Genomic DNA, 23,767 nt, shown 5'->3' on the forward strand with positions numbered 1-23,767 from the left:
AGTGAGTCGTGTAGGAGAAAATATTAAGCAGGCTAGAGAAAAAAGTGGTATGACAGTTAAAGCTCTAGCAAAGAAGCTAGGTGTAGCGGAAAAATATTTGAATGAAGTTGAAATGGGAAGAAAAGTCGCACCAGAATCGTTCATTGATAAAGCAGCTAAGGTTTTAAAAGCTGATTTAAATGATATCAGCATGGTGGTTACTGATGAAGCTTTAATGGAAGAAAAAAAGACTTTAAAGGAACTTCCAAAAAGAAATGTAGAAAGTTCAGAAGTGTGGACAGATGCCTTTTCATCAGTACTTAGAAGTGTTCCTATATATGATTACTCTTTATCTAATAAAAAAGGATCAAAAGAAATGCCTGTTCATTCAAATAAGATAGATAATTACCCACAAGACAAAGTCTTCTATTTAGAAATAGAAGATGATGAAATGAACGGTTTTAGAATGTTAAAGGGAGATATTGCTTTTGCTCATAGTGTAAAGGAAGTAAGCAACAATGGTTTTTTCTTAGTTGACTATAAGGGGAAGAGGAAAATACGACAAGTAAAAGTTCTAGGAAATGCCAAGTTGCTTTTGGTAAGTAATGCAGGAAGTTTGATCACTGAAACTATGGAATTAAAAGAAATAGACGTAATTGCAAAATTAGAAAGAGTTGAAATCAAACTATAACTAAATAATGAAAAGAGTATAACTGGATCTTCCAGTTATGCTCTTTTTTATTACATAAGAATATTTTATGAGTAATATAATTTAAAGATAGAATTATTTGGGATGTGATTATGATAGTGGCATTAGAAAGGCAATTACCCTCAAAGGTAGATGCATCAATAGGATTATTAACTAATGTACCAAAAGCAATACTAGATGAGTTAGGCTATAAATATCAAAGTCAAGGTAACAACATAGAACTTACAATTCTGTATAGAGGTAATGAAGAGGAAACAAGAGCATTCGTTGAAGGAATAGGTGGGAGTTTTCAAGACTTGGGGTTTAACTTTGCAGTAGTTATTATACCTGCTAATATGCTAGAGCAATTGGCAGCTAGTACTACAATTCAATATATAGAATTACCTAAAAGTCTATACGAGCAAGATCAAGAAAGTAATAGAGTATCATGTATACCTCAATTATCTCCTGATTTTAATGTTTCAGGTGAAGGTGTATTAGTTGGATTTGTTGATTCAGGAATAGATTATACTCATCCGGCATTTATGAATACACAAGGAACTACTAGAATAGAGTATATTTATGATTTGAGCACTGGAGGTCAGGTTTATAACAAACAAACCATTAATGAGGCAATAAATTCTTCTAATCCATTTTCAATAGTTCCTTCACTTGATAATACAGGGCATGGAACGCACGTAGCAGGTATTGCATGTGGTGGAGGAAATATTAACCCAATGTACAAAGGTGTAGCACCTACTGCGTCAATAGCTATGGTTAAAGCTGCAAGAGGAACCACAATTTTAAGTTCACAGATAATGCAAGGTATTAAATTTTTGTTAGATAAGAGTAAGGAACTAAATATGCCTTTAGTTATTAGTATTAGCTTAAGTACAAACGATGGAGCTCATGATGGAAGCAGCTTACTTGAACAGTATATTAGAACAGTTTCAAATTTAGAGCGGGTATCTATAACTATTGCAGCTGGGAATGAGGGAGATGCCGGGCATCATGTTGGAGGAGAATTACTTAAAACACAAAGGAAAATTTTCAATATAGCAAGTGAAGAAAAGTCCATAGTTATGAATTTATATAAACCAATTCTGTCAAATATGTCAATGACGATAACAAATCCAACAAGCCAAAGTAGTGGAAATATTACTATACAAGAGGGATATATCCAAGGAGCAATAGGAAGTGATAGGTACGATATATATGTATCAGGTCCAAAACCTTTTGAGTTGAATAGTGAAATAAAAATAATACTTTCAGCGAGAACTAATTTTCTAGCTCAGGGAGTATGGGCTTTGGAATTAAATGTTATAAATGAATATTTGGGAACATATTCAATATGGCTTCCAGTATTAGAAGGTCTTAATCCAGCAACAAGATTTTTAGAACCAAATCAATTTAATACGCTGGGGATACCTGCTACAGTGGATAATATAATTGCAGTAGGAAGTTATAACTATCGAACTAATAACTTATCATCGTTCAGTGGAAGAGGAGCACAAAATCAGGGGAATTTAGTGAGACCGGATTTGGCTGCTCCTGGAGAGGAGATAGTTGGGCCAGTGCCAAATGGAGGATATGATAGTAAAACGGGTACATCCATGGCCACACCTCAAGTTGCAGGAATATGTGCACTAATGATGCAGTGGGGGATTATCCGAGGAAATGATCCTTATTTATTTGGACAAAGGTTAAAGTACTATTTAATAAAGGGGGCGCAAAGAAGACGCATAGATGTAACATATCCTAACCCTTTGTGGGGGTATGGAGAAGTATGCGCATTTAATAGTTTAAAACTACTTCAAAATGATTTAAGTTCCATTTTAACTAGGAGATATATATCTAATAAAGATATACCAGTAATAAATATCAACCTAAGTAAATATAATATTCTGAGAAAAAATATAAAGAGGAAGTTTATGGAGAGTACAAGTAGTGGAAGTTCTACACAAAATATTGGTAGATTAAAAATTCAATGTTTCAGAGGATCTGATTATATTCCAATTGATGGTGCTAGAATAACTGTAAGAGGAGGAGAAGGCTCTGATAATGTAAATAGTGTTCAGCTAGTTACAGATACTGTTGGCTTGACACAAATAATAGAATTAAATGCACCACCTTTAGAATATTCTCTAAATCCGAACAGTAACCAGATGCCTTATAGCCTATATGATATAACAGTTGAAAGAGATGGGTTTAATCCGATTATAATACGCGGATGTCAGGTATTTCCTACACAAGTTGCTTATCAGATATGTAATTTAACAAGTAACTCAGGAAGGGGAAGTATGCGGCAAGAAGTTATAAATATACAACCAAATAGGTTAAATGGTAATTTTCCACCTAAGATACCAGAGGATCCAGAGAAACCATTACCAGCACCAACTTCAGGGGTCGTATTGCCTCAGCCTATAGTTCCAGAGTATATTATTGTACACCAAGGAGGACCTGATGATCCATCAGCACCAAATTACAAAGTTCCATTTAAAGATTATGTAAAAAATGTTGCTTCTAGTGAAATATATTCAACATGGAATGAATCTGCTATAAGAGCAAATATTTTTTGCATTGTATCATTTACATTAAATAGAATTTATACTGAATGGTATAGGGGAAAAGGAAAGAATTTTGATATTACTAGCTCAACAGCCTATGATCATGCATTTAATTTCGGAAGAAATATTTACGACAGTATAAGTGAAATCGTAGATGAAATATTCTCTACTTATATAAGACGAGTTGGAGCTAAGCAGCCACTTTTATCACAATATTGTGATGGTAAGAATGTTACTTGTCCGCAGTGGTTAAGTCAATGGGGAAGCCAGAAATTAGCACAACAAGGTATGGTACCTTTTGAAATACTAAGAAATTATTATGGAAGTGATATTGAATTAACTACAGCTGAAAAGGTTTCTGGAAGTCCTCAATCATATCCAGGAAAACCACTTACTATAGGATCTTCAGGCCAACCTGTAAGAACAATACAAAATCAATTGAATAGAATAGCTAGAAACTACCCTTTAATACCTAAAGTAGCCGAAGATGGGCAGTTCAACCAAAAGACTGCAGATGCAGTAAAAACATTTCAACAGATATTTACATTACCACAAACAGGTATAGTTGATTATGCAACATGGTACAGAATTTCAGATATTTATGTTGGAGTAAGTAGAATAGCGGAGCTTAGAGGAACATTAGGAATGCGTGAGTTTATTCCACCAGTTATACCAGGATTAGATAATAAAAGAGGAATACCAAAATTTTATTACTAATTTGATTTTATCTAATTTTGAATGTGAAATACTTTTGGTATATGAAGCAAATAAGGTTAATAGGGATGTATTTGTAAGAGGTTTGATTTATTATTATCACAAATACATCCCTGTATATTTAATGCAATTGAAAATACATCTATTTTTTTACACCATCTAAATTAAATTCAGGAATAAAGTCAGATGTATTAGTACCTTCGTCTTGAATAAAACCATTTTTAATTCCAAGTTCCAAAGCGTAATTAATTAAGCTGTCATAATGTTTGGAATTAAGTGGCCTATTAATCTCTGGAAAGTTGTGAGCTTTAAACATAGGAATGTATTGGTTCATTAAACTTATATAAATATCATCCTTATACCTATTATATAAAAAATCTATAATCTTCTTTGAATCAAAAAGAAGTCCTGGTAACATTAAGTGTCTTACAATAACTCCTTTGATCATATTTCCCTTTGAATCAAATTTAGGTATTCCAACTTGACTAACCATTTCACTTATTATTTGTATTGTATTGTCAGCATAATTATCAACATTAGAATATTTTTTAGCATATTTATCATTGAAGTACTTAAAATCTGGTAAATAAACATCAATATATCCATCTAATAATTTTATAGTCTCAATGGAATCATAACTATTAGTATTATATAAGATTGGTATAATTAATCCATTTTTCTTTGCAATTTTTAATGAGTCAATTATTTGAGGAACAAAGTGAGTTGGAGTAACCAAATTAATATTATTAGCACCTTTTTCTTGAAGCTCTAAGAATATTTCTGAAAGACGATCTATAGATACTTCAATTCCAGTAACTAATGGATTGGAATTTGGAGGTTGAATATCTAAATTACATTCTATACCTTGACTTATGTTGTAATTCTGACAAAATACACACTTAAGGTTACAATGAGAAAAGAATACAGTACCAGAACCTTTTCCTTGTGATATAGGAGGTTCTTCCCAAAGGTGCAGAGAGGCTCTGGCAATTTTTACTTTATTTGATGCTCTGCAAAATCCTATTTCACTATTATTTCTATTAACTTTGCAATTTCTAGAACAGAGAGTACACTCGTCTAATAAGCTTAAATAATTCATTTGTATCAATCCTTCTGATGGTAATTAAACTTTATATTAATAAAGTATATCATATTTATTTTTCTTCAGGCATATTAGAAAGTTCTTTTTTATGTTTGAAAAAGAAAAATATGCATTGAAATATAAATATTAAGCTTAATAACCCGAACATTGGATATAACTTAGTTATTAGGTTTCCAAATCCAAATTGAGAAATTACAAGGGCAATACCAATTACTATGAATATAGCCTTTTTAAATTTGATATTAAATGAGCGTTCTATAGTTTTACTAATTGAATATATATCTGATACTTCAGTTGAAAACATCTCTAGCCAAATAATTACAAGTAGCAGAGCTTGAATTATATTACCAAATCTATTTGCTACAAAAAGTAATGGAATTTCATATTTATATATATAAGGCTGATTAACTGTTAGTAATAAATTAATCATTAAGCAAAGTATAGTAAGACCAATTGAACCAACTATAATTCCCATAATCATGGTTCTAGTTTTTTTCATTTGTGTACTAAGTGGAACTAAAACACCGGATGCCGAAAGTGTATTGTATCCTGCATATAATATTGTTGAAAATAAGATTCCAGATTTCCTAGGTGGGAAACTAGATATATTATTAAGTGAAACAGAATCCTTACAAAATGTAAAATATAAAACTGTAATTAAAGAAAGAGTGCAAACTAATCCAGGTACAATGAATGAGTTTACTTCAATCAGGCCTTCTGTATCCCTAAGTAAAAAAAAGATACCAACTAAAATCATTATTAATGAACCAATTATTTTTGGAATTCCAAAGAATTGGTGAATTAAAGCCCCACTTCCAGCAAGTATTATTGAGGCACTAGAGATTAAGAATAAGGTAGTTATTACGCCAGTAAACTTACCAAATATATTTGGACTTATTATATTCATAACGTCACTATATGAACTAAGGTTGTAATGAATACTTATTTTCGAGATTATTGAACTCATCAAAATATAAAATATACCACAACCTATGATACCTAAAAAGCTAGATAGTCCATATTGAGTGAAAAATTCTGTGATTTCTTTTCCAGAGGCAAGTCCAGCACCAACAATCGTTCCAATAAATACAGTGGCAACTTGAAATACCTTCAATAATTCCTTTTTCAAATTTATCCCCCTTGAAGAATGTTTCTTTTACTAATTATATAAGCTTTACTTTTGATTTATTCTTTAAATGTTACAATATTTAAAGAAAGTATATTAAAAAGACATAGGTATTTTTTTAGGTTACAATTTATAAGTAACATTCATAATGTACATTTATTAATTTAAAATGTAGAATTAATAAAGAATAAAAATTTAGTTACATAAATTAACAAAGATAAAATTAATATATAAAAAGTGTTGTAGTAAATAAAATGACTTCACATAATACTAGGAGGAAACATGAATAATTTTTGGTCAGGAAAGAGATATCATAGTTTAAACTATTTTTTAAGAAACAAATTTGGAGAAAAAGTATTCAAAATATCATTAGACGGAGGCTTTTCTTGCCCTAATAGAGACGGAAAGATTAGTAAGGGTGGTTGTCTTTTTTGTAGTGAAAGAGGTTCTGGAGATTATGCAGGCGATAGAGAAGTATCAATAGCAAATCAATTTGATGATATAAAAAAAATGATGGCACAGAAGTGGAAAGGTGGGAAGTACATAGCTTACTTCCAGGCTTACACTAATACATACGCACCTGTTAGTGAATTAAGAAGAAAATATGAAGAGTCACTGAATCAAGAGGGGGTTGTAGCAATTGCAATAGCTACAAGGCCAGATTGTCTAGATGACGACGTATTAGACTTATTAGAAGATATAAATGGTAAGGTTTATCTTTGGATAGAACTTGGTCTTCAAACATGCAACGATGAAACTGCAAAGAAAATAAATAGAGGTTATAGATTAGACGTTTTTGAGAATGCAATGAAGAAACTAAAAGAAAGAAATATAGATGTAGTTGTACATGATATTTTGGGATTACCAGGTGAAACCAAAGATGATATGATAAAAACAATAAATTATATTGCTCATTCAGGCGCTAAGGGGATCAAATTTCATCTTTTACATTTAATGAAGCAAACACCTATGGTGAAGTTATATGATGTTGGTGAGCTTGAATTTTTGTCCCAAGAGGATTATATTGAGCTAATAACAAAAGGAATAACTCTTTTGCCAAAAGAGATGGTTGTGCATAGACTGACAGGAGATGCACCGAGAGAACTTTTAATTGGTCCAATGTGGAGTCTAAAAAAGTGGGAGATTTTAAATTCCATAGATAAAGCTTTAGAAGATAATGATATGTGGCAGGGAAAGAACTTTAAATGAGAAATTTTAGAGATCAAATACTGTTAATAGGTATTTAAAAATAAAGGAGGGATTCAACAATGAAGATAGATGTTATAATATCCGCTGAGGACATACATGATAGTAAAATTAAAAATAAGATAGTTGTTGTAATAGATATATTTAGGGCAACTTCTGTAATTATTACAGCACTGAATAATGGATGCAAGGAAGTTATTCCTTATTTAACTATTGAAGAGACATTAGAATTTGCTAAGAAATTAAATAGAGAAGATTATGTGCTAGGGGGAGAAAGAAAAGCAGTTAAAATAGAAGGTTTTGATCTATCTAACTCTCCACTAGAATATACTAAAGAATTAATAAGAAATAAAACAGTTTTATTTACCACAACAAATGGAACTAGGACTCTTGCAAAATCAGTTTCAGCAAAAAAGGTATTTATAGCAGCTATGATAAATGCAGAATCTGTAGCAAAGAAGCTGATTAACATTAATGAGGATGTAGTAATCATCAATGCAGGGACGAATGGGAATTTTTCAATGGATGATTTTATTTGCAGCGGATATATAATTAATGAAATGTTAAAATATAATAAGAGTATGGAACTTACAGATATATCAAAAACAGCAAATATAATATATAAGGAAAATTCCGATATTTTAAGTTATGTGAGAAAAGCAACACACTATACTGTGATGAAGTCTTTAAAGTTAGATTCTGATATCGAATATTGCGTTAGAAAAAGTATTATAGAGATAGTGCCAGAATATGATGGGGAGAGAATTACTTATACAAAATAAGATAGCTAATAAAATAAATTATTAAATAGATGTAGTTATTGAGAGTATGTATAAATAACCTTTAATATGAGAAGAACACATACAAGTCATAAATAAAAAGTATGTGTTCTTCTTTACTTAATTTTAGAACTTGATTTTTATAAATAATCAAATTAATTTAATAGTTATCGTCTTTATGTTTTTTTAACAGTTCATATATTCGAGGAGAGCAATTTCTCCCTTTACAAGCACCGCTGCCTGCTCCAGTAGCGGCCTGAACTTCTTTTACTGTTGAAGCACCATTTCTAATTGCTTCTTTAATTTTAGATCTAGGAATTGCCTTACAAGTGCAAGTTTTTGTTAATTTATCTAAAATAGCTTCATTCAAATTATTATCCATATTAATTCTCCTAAAATACATTATTAAAGTTAAAGAAAATATTCTTTAACTCAATTATACAGTTTAGATAAAAAGTTTAAAGAAAATTATTTAAGAAAGTAATATTATTGATTTTATTTTAATATACTAATTATTTAATTATATGTAATAGAAGCTTTTAATATGCTTATTTAAAATTGAAGGCTATAGATTTTGCTATTTAGAATTTTGAAAACTGCAAAACATGAGGAGATTAAGCTATTATTAAGAAAATTATTATATAATTGAAATAAAATTAGAGGATAATGGAGAAGTTAGTTCATCTACTAACTGATATATGATTATTAAACTAGAGGTGATGATAATGGTAAATGTGTTGCTCGTTGAAGATAACATAGAAATAAGTAAAAATATAGAGGAATATTTTAAAGGAGAGGTAGAAATTCAGGCTGTTTATAATGGCTCAGATGCAATTGAATATCTGGGAGCATATGATTATGATATTGTAATTTTAGATCTTATGTTACCAGAAGTAAGTGGAATGGGTGTTTTAAAGCACATCTCTAAAAATTGTTTAAATACTGGAGTGATCATATTAACAGCTAAGGAAGAGCTTGGAGATAAACTTAAGGCTTTTAATTTGGGGGCTAATGATTATCTAACTAAGCCGTTCTTTATGGAAGAATTAAAAGCTCGTATTAATTCAATTTTAAAAAGCATGGGAAAAGTTAAAAAGCCTAATATCCTTGAATTTAAGAACATGGAAATAGATATGAAGGTAAAAAAAGTGTTTATAAATAACAAAGAGCTAGAATTAAATGAGAAATTATACAGACTTATTGAGTATATGGTAATAAATAAAGGTGTATTATTATTTAAGGAACAAATATTTGATAATGTGTGTGGATACAATAGTGATGCAGCAACTGAAATTATCGAGGTCTATATAAGTAGGTTAAGAAAACAACTATCCGCATTCGGGTATGGTAAGTATCTTATAACTAAGAGAGGGATGGGATATTTACTAGACGAAAGTATAGAGGATTAAAACATGAAAAAGGATATATTTTTATCAACAAAGAAAAAAATTATAGCTACAAGTACAATTGTAGTATTTACATGCTTAATTGTATTTGCAATAATAACTCAAATATTATACTCATCAACGGTTTTAGATAATATAGATCACCAACTTATAGAACAAAAAAAATTCTTTCTTCAACAGGAATCGGATTTTAGTTATGAACAGGGTCTAAACAAAAATGATGTTATTACAAGAGAAAATGGATTAGGCGATAAATTTAAGGATAAATCATTGCAACAACAAAATAAACCTGAAGGTTTTAGTGGAAGATTAGATGGAAAACCAGCACATATCCCTCCCAATTTAATTGTTATTATATATAAAAATAATACTTTTGAAGCCATGAGTAAAAATTTATACTTTAGTGAAGAGAATTTACCAGTGATTCCATTAAGTGCAGAGGATGAGATAGTTACAATTACAAGTGGTGGGTATAGTTTCAGGGGTATAGTAGTTAATAATGGCGAATATAAAATACAAGTTCTTGCTAATATTGATGCTGAAGAACGTTCATTAAGCAGATTAAGAAATTCTATTATAGCAAGTTTAATTATACTTATTATACTAGCAACATTACTTTCAGCATATCTAGCTTCTAAAGTAATAAAGCCAATTAGGGAAGCTTATGAGAAACAGGTTTATTTCGTTCAAGATGCATCTCATGAAATGAGAACTCCATTGGCTGTAATTAAAGGAAAACTGGAACTATTAGCTCATTCATGGGGAGATACTATAGATAATCACTTTGAACATATTTCTAAGATGATGACGGAGGTAAGAGGACTAGAAAAACTAAACAGTGATTTATTACTATTGTCAAAAGAAGATTTAGATTTAGCTGTTAATATCACGAGTTTTAAACTAAATGATTTTATTGATGATTTAAGTGAATTTTATTTGGATTTAGCGGAGATTAAGGAAAAGACCTTTAAAGTAAATGGATTAGAAGAAAATATATCTGTTCAATGGGATTATGATAAGGTAAAAAGATCAATAGTAATTTTAATTGAAAATGCATTTAAATATACTAATGAAAATGGTGAGATAATATTAAGTGTAGAGGATATGAACAAATATGTTAAGATATCGGTAAAAGATAATGGAATAGGAATTAAGGAAGAAGAACAATCTCGTATATTTGATAGATTTTATAGAAGTGAAGCTGTTAGAGGAGAAAATATTGGTGGTACTGGAATTGGATTAAGTTTATTGAAATCAATTTCGAAAAATTTTGGGATAAAACTGAAAGTTAACTCAGAGTATGGTAGTGGATCAGAGTTTATTTTAATAATCCCAAAGATAATAAAGTAAGAATATAACAAAATAAGAACAAGTTAGAATAATGATTTTAACTTGTTCTTATTTTATTAATAAATTATCTAAGCCCAAACAGCCTACCCATAAAACTTAATTTCTCTTTAGTAGTATCCATTTCCTGTTGGACATAATAAGCGCGCTCTATAACATTTTTGAATCTTCTAATTTCATCAATTAAATTTATATCCCTAGAATTAGAAGCTTCATTAAACTTATCAAATTGTAATTTTAGAATATCTTCTAAGGAAAGTTTCTCTGAAATTAAATTATCTATTTTTAGAGATAGCTCATTATATAGGTTATTTTTTTCTTCATAAGCTTTCTCAAATTTATAGTCAATGTATTCTTTTATTTCTTTTAACATATCTTCCTTAAATAGTTTTAATTGATCATTTTGTTCCGATGCGAGGTCAACAATTTTTTTAATGCGTAATTCATTATCTTCTTTAATCTTGTTTGATAAAGTTTCCTTTAAACTACTAATCTCTTTATTTTCAAGATCAATTATCGTTGATATTATTTCTTTAACAGATAAGGAATTACTTTCTTTAACTTCAACTAATTCTTCCAGGTTCAATGGTAGTGATTCACAGTATTTTTGAATCTCCTTAACAGTCATTCCTTTATTTTTCAAGTTAATTAAAAACTCAAGTTTATCTATATCACTATTGGTATATCTAAACTCTTTATTTAAAATTTCAATTTTTAGAATGTTATCAAAAACATTAGTATAATACCGTATACTACTATCTTCTTCCCCTAATAAACTGGCTACTTGATTAATTGAATAATGTAATATATCCCCCCTTTTTATGTTTTTTACAGTTAACTTATCAGGAATATGCATATATTTATCTTCATAATCCATAATATTTTAAACCCCCTCTTTTAGGTTAAAGTAAAGTATTAATTATCGCAGTTAAGTTATTCTGATGTATATTGGAAAGTAAAAGTATAAGAGAAAATTTATATAAATTATTTTTAAATACAAATAGTTTTTTGAAATAGAGTATTTGAGAATATTGTAGGCAATTAACTATAAGATTAGTTGCGTTCAATAAGTTTTCAAAAAATAAAGGTGACTATATAATAATAGTCACCTAAATATAACAAAAGTAAAAAAACATCTTATTATAATTATATTTTGGCAACCTGACAATCATAGAAAATTAAATTTTCCTTAGACTCATGGCTTTGCGACCCTACTTTTCAATAAGTGTGCTAGTATCATTTATAGTTATAAAAAATTATATTTTAAAAGAGCTTGTTTATGTTTTAATTATAGAATAATTAAAACATCTTATCTATAAATATTTTCTAATTTCCATGAAACTCAAGAAATAACTTTCGAAAATAAATATATTTTAGTATGTAAAGTTAACTTTATAATATAAAGTTAGTAATATGTAATAAGTAATATTAAAATTGTACATTCATTAATATTATCGACAGATTATAAAGTGTTTTTACCTTATTCGATTATATTACTTATTTTAACCTTAAATTACTTATTTATATTAAATATCCTTTAAATATTAATAAATATAGTATAAAATTGTAATGTAATAAAATATTTCTAATAACTATTATACAATAAATACAGGCATATAAAAATCAAAAAATCAAAAAATCTTTTAGAATAGTAAAAAATCCGATATATATTGATTAAATAGGGGGATTATTATGGAAAAGAGCAAAATATTATTAGTTGCATTAGGACAAGGTGCTGGTAACATTGTTGATGGTCTGTTAGGTAGAAATAAGAATTATAATGGATTATTTTTTAATAGTAGTTTATTTGATATTAAACCATTAAAAAATGCAAATATAGATAAAAACGTTTATTTATATCCAGGGACAGATGGATCTGGCAGAGATAGAAATAAATCAAAAGAGATGATAAAAGATAATGCAAATGCAATAGGAACTTTATTAAGAAAGTATCCTCAAACAGAAGTTATGGTTGTTTTTACAAGCATGGCAGGGGGGACGGGATCTGGCGCAATCAAGACGTTCATACAGATAGCTTCAGCTGCTATTCCAACTACAAAAATTAATGTAGTAGCAATTCTTCCAAGCCTGACAGAAGATCAACTATCATTTAAGAATACAATAGAATGTTGGAATGACATTAATGGTGTAATTGATTCAATTAGTGATATTAAGTTTGTTGATAATAATAAAAGAAATACTTATAAAGAAATAAACAATGAAGTGATTGAAAGCTTAGATTTAGCATACAATCTAATGGGAATTCATATTGATGGAAATATTGATAAAAAGGATTCGTTTAGAATAAATACTGCTGAAGGATCTGGTATTGTTTTAAAGCTTTATGATGGTTTAAAGGATGAAAAGACGGCAATAGATCTGGCTATAAAAAACAGTGTATTTGCTCAACCTGACACATATGATTGTGATTATTTAGGGATAAATTTAAAAATAGACGGATACGATCCAAATGAAGTATCAAAATGCTTTGAAGTTTATAAAAGCACATATATTACCTATAACAATGATTTCAATATAGTTGTTCTAGGTGGATGTGACACACCTACTGAGTCAATTAAGTTAGTTAAAATGGCGTTAGATGATAAATCTAAAAGAAAATTATCAAGGAGCAGGGACAGGGGAATCATTATAAATATTGATGAGAATGTTGGTAAGGAAAATAACCCTAAAATTGAAGAGTTAAGTGAGTATAATAATGATGAATTAGAATTCTCTTTTGATTAAATATATAATAATATAAAAAGCTATTTCTAAGTAGGAATTACTACACCTACGTAGAAATAGCTTTTTTATTTTATATTAAAAGTATATATTAGTACTTTATAATAAATTTATGGATCAATATATACAATTATAAACCTTATTGCAAGGTATGCATGTGCCAATATCATAATCTATTATTTGTCCACAATTATTGAAAAAACATCATGGTTACCTTTTCTCTGTTATATTTGATGTTAATGAATACAATATAACATTTAGGTAAACTATAGGTAAATAAATAAGTGTATTAATATTAATAGAACTTTATCTTACAAGATACTATTAATTGACATTTAAAAATCATTAATATATAATATTACAATAAAAGACTATGATTAGGAAAAGTACCTTAGATATTATTTTTAGAGAGTAGCTGTATGGTGCAAAGCTATAATAAATCTCGGAGAAAATCACCTAGGAGTTGGAGACTGAAAAGCATTAATGCCCAATAAGTTATCACGTAACAGCCTGCGTTAAAGGATAGAGTATGTATGTACTTGAAATAAAGCATTTAATATTATTTTTTAGATGTTTTGCCTTAGGTGGTTTGCGAATTCAACTTCGTCCTGTAGGATGGAGTTTTTTTACGTTTAGAAAAATATATAAATTTTGAAAAATTATTGAGGAAAATATATAGTTTACTCAGAATGAAAGGGGAATTTTTAATGTACAATAAGGTAGATTCGTCAAAAGGTACCGTCAACATGGAAAAAGACATAGCAAAGCTTTGGAAAGAAAGAGATATTATCAAAAAAAGCTTTGATTCAAATCAGGATGGAGAATATTTTACTTTCTATGATGGACCTCCAACAGCAAATGGAAGACCTCACGTTGGTCATATTTTAACTAGAGTTATGAAAGATATTATTCCAAGATATAAAGTTATGAAGGGACATAGAGTTCTAAGAAAAGCAGGATGGGATACTCATGGTCTTCCAGTTGAACTTGAAATAGAAAAGAAGCTTGGAATTTCAGGAAAAGAGCAAATTGAAGATTTCGGTGTAGAAAATTTCATTAAAGAATGTAAAGATAGTGTATTTTCATATGTTAGTTTATGGGAAGAGATGTCACATCAAATAGGATTCTGGGTTGATATGGAAGATCCATATGTAACTTATCATGATGATTATATAGAATCAGAATGGTGGGCATTAAAGAAGTTATGGGATAAAGGTTTATTATATAAAGGTCATAAGGTAATGCCTTACTGTCCAAGATGTGGAACGGCTTTATCATCTCATGAAGTTGCTCAAGGGTATAAAGATGTTAAAGATTTAACTGCAACTGCAAAGTTTAAAGTTAAAGGAGAAGAAAACAAGTACATTCTTGCTTGGACAACAACTCCTTGGACATTACCATCTAACTTAGCATTATGTATAAATAAAGCATACACATATGCTGATGTTAAAGTTGGTGAGGAAGTTTATGTATTAGCTAAGGACTTAATTGGAACTGTTCTTGGAGATACAGAACATGAAGTAATCAAAGAATATAAAGGTGAAGAATTACTAGGTACTGAATATGAACAATTATTACCTTTTGCTAAGGTTGAAGGTAAAGCATTTGTAGTAATTCATGGAGATTATGTAACACTTTCAGATGGTACTGGTATAGTACACATTGCACCAGCTTATGGTGAAGACGATAGTCTTGTTGCAAAGCAAAATGGTATTACATTTGTAAACTTAGTAGATGCAAGTGGTAACTTTGTTGAAGAAGTAACTCCATGGGCAGGAAAATTTGTTAAGAAGTGCGATGAAAGTATCTGTAATTACTTAGAAGAAAATAATAAATTATTTAATAAGCACAAACATCTTCACTCATATCCTCATTGCTGGAGATGTGACACACCTCTTTTATACTATCCAAAAGATAGTTGGTTTGTTGCAATGACTCAAATGAGAGATAAATTACTTGAAAATAATAATAAAGTAAATTGGTATCCTGATAACATTAGAACAGGAAGATTTGGTAAGTTCCTTGAAAATGTTATTGACTGGGGTATTTCAAGAGATAGATACTGGGGTACACCACTTCCAATATGGCAATGTGAATGTGGTCACAGAGATTGTATAGGAAGCAGAGCTGAATTAGAAGAAAAGGCAACTACAGATTGCAAGGGAATAGAATTACACAAACCTTATGTAGATGGAATCAAGTTAAAATGTTCTGAATGCGGAAAGGAAATGAGTAGAACTAATGAAGTAATTGACTGTTGGTTTGATTCAGGGTCAATGCCTTTTGCACAATGGCACTATCCATTTGAAAATAAAGAAAAATTTGAAAAGAATTTTCCAGCTCAATTTATATCAGAAGCTGTTGACCAAACAAGAGGATGGTTCTATACATTAATGGCTTTATCAACATGTTTATTTGATACAAATCCATTTGAAAACTGTATAGTATTAGGTCACGTATTAGATAAAAAGGGACTTAAGATGTCTAAGTCTAAAGGAAATGTTGTTGATCCATTTGAAGTGTTAAACAGTCAAGGTGCAGATGCTACAAGATGGCATTTCTATACTGCAAGTGCTCCATGGCTTCCAACAAGATTCTCAGTTGATGATGTTGCAGAAACTCAAAGAAAGTTCTTAGGTACTTTATGGAACGTATATTCATTCTATGTTTTATATGCTGAAATAGATAATTTTGATCCAACTAATTATGCTGATTTTGTTTCAGACAACGTGATGGATAAATGGATTATATCTAAGCTAAACACATTAATTGAAACAGTTGATGATGGATTAAACACTTATAAGATTACTCAAGCAGCTTTAGCTATTGAAGACTTTACAGATGAATTATCAAACTGGTATGTAAGAAGAAACAGATCTAGATACTGGACACAAGAATTAACAGATGATAAAATTGGTGCTTATGTAACATTATATAAAGTGTTAGTTAACCTAGTTAAGGTAGCATCGCCATTTGTACCATTTATGACAGAAGAGATTTATCAAAATTTAGTTTTAAATCTTGATAAGAATGCTCCAGAAAGTATTCACTTATGCACATGGCCAGAAGTGAATAAAGAAGCTATAAATGAAGAATTAGAAAAGGAAATGGATTTAGCTTACACATTAGTTAAGCTTGGAAGAAGTGCTAGAAATGCTGCTAACATTAAAAATAGACAGCCGCTTTCAGAGCTGCTTATTTCAACAAAATCACTTCCAGAATATTATGGAGATATAGTAAAAGAAGAATTAAATATCAAGATGGTTGAATTAGGAGCTGACCTTTCTAAATATGTTAACTTCGAAATTAAACCTAACCTACCTGTTATAGGTAAAATGTACGGTAAATTAATTCCTCAAATCAGAAAGGCAATTTCAGAAAAGAATCAAATGGAATTAGCTCAAAAGATTCAAAATGGTGGAAGCGAAACTATAGTTGTCAATGATATAGAAATAGTTCTTACAAACGAAAATCTTTTAGTTACTATGCAGGGATTAGAAGGTTATGCATTTGCAGGGGAAGGTGAACTAGGAGTTGTTTTAGATACAACAGTAACACCAGAACTTCAAGAAGAAGGGCATGTAAGAGAAATTATTTCAAAGATTCAGAACATGAGAAAAGATAAAGGGTTTGAAGTTGCAGATAGGATTAACCTTTATGTAGCAAATAATAATATGTTAATAGATATTATTAGAAAATTTGAAGAAACAATTAAGAAAGAAACTTTAACTTCTGAAATTATTTATAACCAAGAAACTGATTACTCAGAAACAGTTATAAATGGTGAAGTGCTAAATATGAATGTCGAAGTAATAAAATAATGAAATCGGCTAGGAATAAAAAGATTCTCTTGGAGTTCCTAGCCATTTTGTTTTATATTAATTCTAGTTAAAATAATACTAACTTATTATTATACTTAAGATCTTTTAATAAAATTATGAATTTAAGTTTAAAAACTATGATTTCTGACAAAACTTAGAATAAAATAATAAATTATTGTAAGTTCTGTTGATTTATAATGTAATATATTAGTATAATGAAATTATCTAGAAAAATTCAAAGGAGGAATAATAATGGCTACTTCTATTAAGGATGTTGCAAAAGAGGCTGGAGTATCAATTGCAACTGTTTCTAGAGTTTTAAATGATATCGATGTAGTAAACGAAGATACTAAGAAAAAGGTATTAGATGCAATTAAGAAACTTGGATATAGACCTAATATAGTCGCAAGAAGTTTAAAAACTCAAAGAACAAAAACAATAGGAATTTTACTTCCGGATATATCAAATCAATTCTATCCAGAGATTGTAAGAGGTGCTGAGGACGTTTCAAATATATACGATTACAATATAATATTGTGTAATTCAGACCTTGATATAGAAAAGGAAAAAGAATATTTAAGAGTACTTAAAGAAAAAATGGTTGATGGTGTAATTTACATGAGTAGTTCTTTAAATGAAGAAATATTAGAATTAATCAATGAATTAGATTTAAAAACCGTGTTAGTTGAAACTAGAGATAAAGAAGGACTATTACCGAGTGTAACAATTGATAACGTTAAGGCTAGTTATGATAGCACAAAGTTATTAATTGAAAAAGGAATAAAAGAAATTGCTTTTATAGGACCAGAAAAGGAAAGCAGAAATGCATGGGGAGATAGGTATATCGGGTATGAAAATGCCATGAAAGAATCAGGAATTGAAATAGATTCTGAGTTAGTGTACCTAAGCTCAATGAAAGTAAAAAGTGGATACGAAGGAATACAAAAATTCTTAAAACAAAATAAGAAGTTTAAGGGTGTCATATGTGCATCAGATGATATAGCAATGGGCGCAATAAATGCTCTAAGAGACAATAAAATAAAAGTTCCTAAAGATGTTAGCGTGGTTGGATTTAATGATAATTTTGCAGCATCAATATTCTATCCAAAGATTACAACAATTTCTCAACCAACTTATGACATGGGATCAGTTGCAATGAGAATGCTTATTAAAATGTTAAATAAAAAAGAATTAGATGAACCACATTATGTTTTAGAGCATCAGTTAGTTGAAAGAGAAAGTACTGTCTAGTAAGGAATAAAAGTAATTTCTAAAATCTATATTTGATTTTAATGATTACTAAAATAATTAATCTATAAGTTTTAAGATGACTGTTTCAAAATAATACTTAATTATTTTGAAACAGTCATTTATTGTGCAAAATCCAGGTAGTTGCATTCGCAACTATCTAATGTTAATATAATTAGTGCAACCATTAATTTGAATATGTGATAAATATGGGCAGTGTATGAGACTATATTTATCTAATTGTATGATAGGAGAGAAGAGAGATGGAAGGTTACCAACATATAGGCAAATATATTGGTGAGATTCATAGATCTAGCTGTATGTATTTTAGCAAAAGATTTAGTAAGTTTGAAATAGGTTCAGGCCAATACCTATTCTTGTTAAATCTTTATAAGAATCCAGGAATAACACAGGAAGAATTAACAGAGAAGGTTAAGCTAGATAAAGCAACTACAGCGAGAGCTATAAAGAAACTAGAAGATAAAGGTTATGTCAGGAGAATTAAAAAGGAAAGTGATAGACGGGCTTATATGCTGGAACTCACAGAAAAATCAGAGCAAATAAGAGAAGAAGTATTTTTAATAATGGAAGAATGGGAAGATAAAATTAGAAATTGTTTTACCAATGAGGAATCTGAAGAATTAATGAAATTATTAAATAAACTATCTAAAAGTTCTTTGATAAGTAAGGGGGAATTATATGAATAATCAAAAGAGATTAGAAGAAATGAGTGTAGGGAAATTATTGTTGGAGTTTTCTATTCCAGCTATTATAGGTATGTTAGTAAATACTTTATATAATATTATTGATAGAATATTTATTGGGCATATAGAAGGAATAGGAAATCTAGCTATGGCTGGTGTTGGAGTAACTATGCCACTTATGACTATAATATTAGCATTTGGTATGTTAATTGGAATTGGTACAGCTACAAAGATATCAATAAAGCTTGGAGAGCATGATAAAGAAAGCGCTGAAAAGTTACTAGGGAATGCATTCACACTAATAATAATAATAAGTATTTTTTTAACAGTATTTGGACTAGTATTTTCAAATCCATTATTAAAAATGTTTGGAGCAAGCGAAAATATTATAGGTTACGGAGAAGATTTTATTCAAGTAATTTTTATTGGATGTATATTTAATATGATTAGCTTTGGTCTTAATCATTCAATTAGAAGCGATGGAAGTCCTAAAATAGCAATGGCATCAATGCTTATGAGCGCTATTATAAATATTATATTAGACCCTATATTTATATTTGGTTTTAATTTAGGAGTTAGAGGAGGAGCACTTGGAACCGTTGTTGCACAATTAATAAGCAGTATTTGGATTTTATATTATTTTACTAAAGGATCTAGTACCCTTAAAATTAGGAAGAAGAATTTAAGACTCGATAAAAAATCTGTAATGGGTATAATTGCTATAGGGATAAGTCCATTTAGCATGCAAATTGCCCAAAGCGCCGTGCAAATAATTGCAAATAATTCTTTGCAAATATATGGTGGAGATATAGCAGTAAGCGCTATGACAATAATAGTTAGTCTAGCTATGGTGTTTTTAATGCCGATTTTTGGATTAAATCAAGGTCTTCAGCCTATAATAGGATATAACTTTGGAGCCAAAAAATATGATAGAGTAAAGCAAGCTGTAAGATATGGAGTTATTGCGGCAACTATAATTGTTACAGCAGGATTTATAGTTATAGAATCAGCTTCAGAGCTATTAGTTAAAGTGTTTAACAATGATCCTTCTCTTATAGAAGTTACATCCCACGGAATGAGAATATTTTTACTTATGCTTCCATTTGTAGGAGGGCAAATTATAGTCACTAATTACTTCCAATCTACTGGAAAAGTTAAAATATCAATGTTATTAAGTCTGTTAAGGCAGGTTATAATATTGATTCCATGTCTCTTAATAATCCCTATGTTTAAGGGATTAGATGGAGTATGGATTGCAGGAGCGACTTCTGACTTTTTATCAGTGATAATAACATATGTGGTGTTTGTAAGAAAATCAAGGGAACTAGTAGAAAATAAAAAATCACAAAAAGTTATACTTGAAAATTAAAGGATTTGAATTTAAATATTTGCCTTAAACTTTATCGAAATAACAACTTATATCTAGGGAATGGGTATATAAAAACAATATATAAAGCACAGGAATACAGTAGTATACCTGTGCTTTTAATTATATTATATGTAGTTTAAAGGATTCCTTCGGTTTTTAAAATATTCTCTAATTTCTGAACTCTAGATGATAGATTAATAAATTTTTCTTTTAGTAGTTCCTTTGAAGGTTCACTATCAGTTATAAATTTTTCTATATCTTCTACAGTTTTTAAAGCTTCCTCTACATCTTGTTGAGCTATTTTTAAATTTAAATCGTCCATAAAAGTTCTCCTCTTAAATATAATTATGTTTAGTAACTATATCCTATCACTACTAAAAAATAAGTGCAAGGAATATAAATGTAAAGAACAATTATACTATGGGGGAGAATATGATAAATTATATTTGGTTCATCTTAATATTTTTTGGTATTTTAGTTGGATTACTAAGTGGAAATGGAGAAGTAATTTCTAAGGCTATAGTAAATTCTAGTAGCAGTACCGTAACTTTCATTATAGAACTTACAGGAATAATGTGTTTCTGGTGTGGAGTTATGAAGGTTGCGGAAAATAGTGGTCTTACAGGAAAAATATCTAAATTGTTAAAGCCTATTCTTAAACGTATATTTAAAGAAGTAGCTAAGGATGAAAAGGCTCTAGGTGCTATAGTGATGAATCTTACTGCCAATATGATGGGACTCTCTAATGCTGCAACGCCTTTCGGAATTAAAGCAATGGAAGAAATGGATAGGCTTAATAGGGATAAAGGAACTGCAACTAATGACATGGCACTTTTTTTAGTCTTAAATGCGACATGTATTCAGTTAATACCGTCTACGATAATTTCAATAAGGGCAGCTTGTAATTCAGCAAATGCAGGAGTAATAATACTACCCACGCTAGTATCTACCACAACTGCAGCAATAGTTGGAGTCATATGTTGTAAAATTTTGCAGAGATATTTTTAGGAAATGTAATAGTATCATCATAATTAATTGTACAGGAGGAATAATAAATAGTATGTTCAATTATTTGAGTAAAAGCATAATACCAATAATATTTTTACTTATTATAACATATGGAATGTTTAAGGGACGAAAGGTCTATGAGTGGTTTATTGAAGGTGCTAAAGATGGACTAATGGTAACATTAAGGATATTTCCGTACCTTTTAGCTATGATAATTGCTGTACAAATATTTAAGGAAGCGAACTTAATGAATTTGTTAAATAACTTAATAGCGCCAGTCGGAAATTTAATAGGATTGCCTAAAGAACTTATCCCGCTATTAATAATAAAGCCATTATCAGGAAGCGGCGCTATTGGTGTCTTTACAGATGTAATAAAAAGTTTTGGACCAGATACAAGAACCGGACTTATAGCATCTGTTGTAATGGGAAGTACAGAAACTATATTTTATACAATTACAGTTTACTTTGGTGCAGTTAAGGTAAAAAAAATACGGCATACTTTATGGGCAGCAGTTTTTGCTGATCTTACAGCAATAATTATGGCTATTTTTATGGTTAATTTATTTTTAGTTTAGGCATCCTAGTGACAAGAAATCTGAGAATTAATCTTAAATTATAATTAATAGCCTGTATTTGTATAAATTTTTGCAGTATCATATTTAGAGAACGATATATTTGTAGAAAGAAAGAGGCTAGATTTATGGATAAGAGTACTTATATGGAGAATAGAAAAAGGTTTATAGAAACCATAGAAAATAATTCAATAGTAATATTATTTGCAGGAAAGCCATGCAAAAAAACAGGTGATGAATTATATCAATTTACTCCAAGTAGAAATTTTTACTATTTAACAGGAATACAAGAACAAGAACATATTCTTGTTCTATCTAAATCTAAAGACGTTATAAATGAAAAGTTATTTTTAAAAGATATAGATTTAGATAAAGAGATGTGGAATGGAAAGACATTAAGAGATAGCGAAGGAAGAGAAATGTCAGGAATACAAGATGTAGTATATATAAAGGACTTTAATTCTTATATAAATAGATTGGTTAAAGGTGCTGAAGGAATTAATTTATATTTGGATTTAGATAGAGAAGATATAGATGAAGCTGATTCAATTGCTAATGTTTTTGCAAAGGAAGCCAAAGATAAATATCCTCAGCTTACAATAAAGAACTTTTCAAGCAAGATTGCACCGCTGAGAATGATTAAATCTGAACAAGAAATAGAGGAAATGAAAAAAGCAATAGAGATTACAATTGATGGTGTAAAATCTCTAATGAGAAATGCGAAAGTTGGAATGAAGGAATATGAGCTTGAAGCATATTTTGATTTTGAATGTAAAACAAAAGGTGTTAAGGATTTTGCATTCAGAACGATAGCTGCGGCAGGTAAAAATGCAACGATACTTCATTATGTAGAAAATAATAGTGAGATAAAGGATGGAGATTTAATACTTTTTGATTTAGGTGCACAATGGAATTTATATAATGCAGATATAACAAGGGTATTTCCGGTAAATGGAAAGTTTACAGATAGGCAAAAGGAAGTTTATGAAGCTGTCCTTAGAGTTAATAAAGCGGTTATTGATAGAATAAAACCAGGAATTGATTCAAAGGAACTCAATATATGGGCTAGAGATTTAATTGCTGAAGAATGCATTAAACTGGGAATTATAAAAGAAAAAAGTGAAGTTACAAAATATTATTGGCATAGTATAGGACATAGTTTAGGATTAGATACTCATGACTTGGGAATTCACGGAAGAGAATTTATTTTTACTGAGGGGATGGTATTTACTGTAGAACCAGGAATATATATAGGTGAGGAAAGTATAGGTATAAGAATAGAAGATGATATTTTAGTTACTAAAGATGGATGTGAAGTTTTAACAATGAATATGATAAAAGAAATTAGTGAGATTGAAGAATTTATGAAGTAAGATAGAATGAAGAA

Annotated in this window: 19 protein-coding genes and 1 riboswitch; of the genes, 14 read left to right on the plus strand and 5 right to left on the minus strand. The window is 29.5% G+C overall.

What is annotated here, in order from left to right:
• The first annotated feature begins 1 nt into the window (after position 1).
• Both D2A34_RS25115 and D2A34_RS25120 read left to right on the plus strand, forming a co-directional pair.
• Positions 2-670: a helix-turn-helix domain-containing protein gene (locus D2A34_RS25115; protein WP_079438540.1), complete on the plus strand. Its 669-nt coding sequence runs from the start codon at positions 2-4 to the stop codon at positions 668-670.
• A gap of 110 nt (positions 671-780) precedes the next feature.
• A complete protein-coding gene (locus tag D2A34_RS25120) occupies positions 781-3,951 on the plus strand; it encodes a S8 family serine peptidase (protein ID WP_079438541.1) in 3,171 nt (1,056 codons plus the stop codon).
• Between the two features lie 139 nt (positions 3,952-4,090).
• On the opposite strand, the gene D2A34_RS25125 is transcribed toward D2A34_RS25120, so the two are convergent.
• The gene (locus D2A34_RS25125; protein WP_079438542.1) at positions 4,091-5,047 is read right to left on the minus strand and encodes a radical SAM protein; all 957 of its coding nucleotides are present in this window, start codon (positions 5,045-5,047) and stop codon (positions 4,091-4,093) included.
• 55 nt (positions 5,048-5,102) lie between these two features.
• A complete protein-coding gene (locus tag D2A34_RS25130; RefSeq protein ID WP_079438543.1) occupies positions 5,103-6,179 on the minus strand; it encodes a YkvI family membrane protein in 1,077 nt (358 codons plus the stop codon).
• Positions 6,180-6,458: 279 nt separating this feature from the next.
• Here D2A34_RS25130 and mnmL point away from each other — a divergent pair, with 279 nt between their 5' ends.
• Positions 6,459-7,385: a tRNA modification radical SAM protein MnmL/YtqA gene (gene mnmL / locus D2A34_RS25135; protein ID WP_079438544.1), complete on the plus strand. Its 927-nt coding sequence runs from the start codon at positions 6,459-6,461 to the stop codon at positions 7,383-7,385.
• Between the two features lie 59 nt (positions 7,386-7,444).
• The gene (locus tag D2A34_RS25140) at positions 7,445-8,164 is read left to right on the plus strand and encodes a 2-phosphosulfolactate phosphatase family protein (RefSeq protein ID WP_079438545.1); all 720 of its coding nucleotides are present in this window, start codon (positions 7,445-7,447) and stop codon (positions 8,162-8,164) included.
• A gap of 157 nt (positions 8,165-8,321) precedes the next feature.
• On the opposite strand, the gene D2A34_RS25145 is transcribed toward D2A34_RS25140, so the two are convergent.
• Positions 8,322-8,543 (minus strand): (2Fe-2S)-binding protein, encoded by a 222-nt coding sequence (locus D2A34_RS25145; RefSeq protein WP_079438546.1) that lies wholly within the window; start codon positions 8,541-8,543, stop codon positions 8,322-8,324.
• 343 nt (positions 8,544-8,886) lie between these two features.
• Here D2A34_RS25145 and D2A34_RS25150 point away from each other — a divergent pair, with 343 nt between their 5' ends.
• Together D2A34_RS25150 and D2A34_RS25155 are read left to right on the plus strand one after the other, a co-directional pair.
• Entirely contained in the window at positions 8,887-9,570 is a 684-nt protein-coding gene (locus D2A34_RS25150; protein ID WP_079438547.1) for a response regulator transcription factor, read from the plus strand.
• A 3-nt stretch (positions 9,571-9,573) separates the two neighbouring features.
• The gene (locus D2A34_RS25155) at positions 9,574-10,917 is read left to right on the plus strand and encodes a sensor histidine kinase (protein ID WP_079438548.1); all 1,344 of its coding nucleotides are present in this window, start codon (positions 9,574-9,576) and stop codon (positions 10,915-10,917) included.
• Positions 10,918-10,981: 64 nt separating this feature from the next.
• Here the strand turns inward: D2A34_RS25155 and D2A34_RS25160 are convergent, their stop codons facing one another.
• Positions 10,982-11,791 (minus strand): helix-turn-helix domain-containing protein, encoded by an 810-nt coding sequence (locus D2A34_RS25160; protein WP_079438549.1) that lies wholly within the window; start codon positions 11,789-11,791, stop codon positions 10,982-10,984.
• A 275-nt stretch (positions 11,792-12,066) separates the two neighbouring features.
• Positions 12,067-12,156: riboswitch (cyclic di-GMP riboswitch) on the minus strand.
• 450 nt (positions 12,157-12,606) lie between these two features.
• On the opposite strand from D2A34_RS25160, the gene D2A34_RS25165 reads away from it, so the two are divergent.
• The 5 genes from D2A34_RS25165 (at position 12,607) to D2A34_RS25185 (ending at position 20,798) form a co-directional block, all read left to right on the plus strand.
• Positions 12,607-13,659, plus strand: a complete 1,053-nt coding sequence (locus tag D2A34_RS25165; RefSeq protein WP_079438550.1) for an FtsZ/tubulin family protein — start codon at positions 12,607-12,609, stop codon at positions 13,657-13,659.
• A 704-nt stretch (positions 13,660-14,363) separates the two neighbouring features.
• Positions 14,364-17,477, plus strand: coding sequence for an isoleucine--tRNA ligase (ileS, locus tag D2A34_RS25170; RefSeq protein WP_119368244.1), 3,114 nt, complete (start codon positions 14,364-14,366; stop codon positions 17,475-17,477).
• A gap of 252 nt (positions 17,478-17,729) precedes the next feature.
• On the plus strand, positions 17,730-18,728 hold the full coding sequence (locus D2A34_RS25175; RefSeq protein WP_079438552.1) for a LacI family DNA-binding transcriptional regulator: 999 nt from the start codon (positions 17,730-17,732) through the stop codon (positions 18,726-18,728).
• A 260-nt stretch (positions 18,729-18,988) separates the two neighbouring features.
• Complete coding sequence (locus tag D2A34_RS25180; RefSeq protein ID WP_119368245.1) at positions 18,989-19,432, plus strand: MarR family winged helix-turn-helix transcriptional regulator; 444 nt, start codon at positions 18,989-18,991, stop codon at positions 19,430-19,432.
• A complete protein-coding gene (locus D2A34_RS25185; RefSeq protein WP_119368246.1) occupies positions 19,425-20,798 on the plus strand; it encodes an MATE family efflux transporter in 1,374 nt (457 codons plus the stop codon). The genes D2A34_RS25180 and D2A34_RS25185 overlap by 8 nt, the downstream gene beginning before the upstream one ends.
• 136 nt (positions 20,799-20,934) lie before the next feature.
• Here the strand turns inward: D2A34_RS25185 and D2A34_RS25190 are convergent, their stop codons facing one another.
• Positions 20,935-21,120, minus strand: coding sequence for a hypothetical protein (locus tag D2A34_RS25190; RefSeq protein ID WP_119368247.1), 186 nt, complete (start codon positions 21,118-21,120; stop codon positions 20,935-20,937).
• Between the two features lie 110 nt (positions 21,121-21,230).
• On the opposite strand from D2A34_RS25190, the gene D2A34_RS25195 reads away from it, so the two are divergent.
• The 3 genes from D2A34_RS25195 (at position 21,231) to D2A34_RS25205 (ending at position 23,753) form a co-directional block, all read left to right on the plus strand.
• A complete protein-coding gene (locus tag D2A34_RS25195; protein WP_119368248.1) occupies positions 21,231-21,806 on the plus strand; it encodes a nucleoside recognition domain-containing protein in 576 nt (191 codons plus the stop codon).
• Positions 21,807-21,858: 52 nt separating this feature from the next.
• Positions 21,859-22,383: a spore maturation protein gene (locus D2A34_RS25200; protein WP_119368249.1), complete on the plus strand. Its 525-nt coding sequence runs from the start codon at positions 21,859-21,861 to the stop codon at positions 22,381-22,383.
• A gap of 125 nt (positions 22,384-22,508) precedes the next feature.
• Positions 22,509-23,753: an aminopeptidase P family protein gene (locus tag D2A34_RS25205; protein WP_119368250.1), complete on the plus strand. Its 1,245-nt coding sequence runs from the start codon at positions 22,509-22,511 to the stop codon at positions 23,751-23,753.
• Positions 23,754-23,767 lie beyond the last annotated feature (14 nt).

It is taken from the genome of Clostridium chromiireducens, from assembly GCF_003575225.1.
In the GTDB taxonomy this organism is placed as follows: Bacteria; Bacillota; Clostridia; order Clostridiales; family Clostridiaceae; genus Clostridium; species Clostridium chromiireducens.